The 1,360-nt window shown below is 45.6% G+C and carries 1 protein-coding gene; it reads left to right on the forward strand.

Annotation, left to right across the window (positions count from 1 at the left end; translation table 11 throughout):
- Positions 1–36: 36 nt before the first annotated feature.
- A partial coding sequence (locus ACS8FD_RS14690) for a potassium/proton antiporter (protein ID WP_439276399.1) occupies positions 37–1,360 on the forward strand: 1,324 nt, incomplete at its 3' end.

Consider the following 1,360-nt stretch of genomic DNA (forward strand, 5'->3'; position numbering starts at 1 on the left):
CCATCATAATAATTATTAAAAATAGGGCTTAAAAAGATGGATACCTTAAATATCCTATACCTAGTGGGGGCATTGTTAATTTTTGCCAGTATCATGGCAAGTACACTATCAGCACGCTTGGGCGTTCCGTTGTTACTGCTGTTTTTAGCAGTAGGCATGTTGGCGGGCGAGCAGGGTATCTTAGGAATTGAGTTTTCACAATATAATATTGCCAACTTCGTCGGGCAGGCGGCCTTAGCTTGTATCTTGTTAGACGGTGGATTGCGTACCTCGTTTAAATCATTTCGAGTCGGTCTAAAGCCTGCGGTCACTCTAGCGACTTGGGGCGTACTGGCTACCGTTATGGTGCTAGGGGTCTTTGTCACTTGGCTGCTTGATGTGGATTGGCGCTTTGGTTTGCTGATGGCAGCAATCGTTGGTTCAACCGATGCGGCAGCGGTGTTCTCTCTATTACGAAATGGCGGGGTCAAGCTCAACGATCGTGTTCAAGCCACGCTCGAATTAGAGTCTGGTGCCAACGATCCTTTGGCTATCTTGTTGGTTACGGGCTTAATCGCTCTAAATGTAGATCCTGCTGGGCAGACCGTATTTGGATTTCTAGGATTGCTATTACAGCAATTGAGCTTTGGCTTGGGAATGGGTTTACTCTTTGGTTATCTACTCTCTAGGCTATTACCCAAGGTTCATTTAGCAGAGGGTATGTATGCAATTTTGATACTTTCTGCTGGCTTGTCAGTCTTTGCAGCTACCAATTTAATCGGCGGTAGTGGCTTTTTGGCTGTCTACCTCACTGGTGTGCTAATTGGCAACCATAAAGTGCGCTCAACTGAGCATGTAATGCGAGTGATGGATAGCTTTGCATGGTTGTCGCAAGCGGTGCTCTTCGTCGTTTTAGGACTATTAGTCACACCATCAAACGTCATCAATGTTTGGCATTATTCAGTGGCAATCGCCGCCTTTATGATTTTGGTTGCCCGACCTATCGCCGTCTATACCAGTGTTAAGCCTTTTAAGTTTAAAGATAGGGAGATTGGTTTTATCTCTTGGGTCGGTTTGCGCGGTGCTGTCCCTATTACCCTTGCCATTTTGCCAGTCATGGCGGGAATAGATGGCGCTTTTATGTTGTTCGATATTGCGTTTGGGGTGGTGGTCTTATCGTTGATTTTACAAGGAACGACCATTCCTATTATGGCAAATTTATTTAAGGTGCGTATTCCGACTAATAAAGACCCAAAAGAGGAGCACGAAGTTTGGGTGTCAGACAAGGCAAGTATCACTTTATACGAGTTTGAAGTTCAATCAGGGGCGTTTGCCATCGGTCGTCATCCTAAAGGCATCTCCAACCGAGTCAGTCCTGATG

It is taken from the genome of Psychrobacter sp. 1U2 (assembly GCF_051847575.1).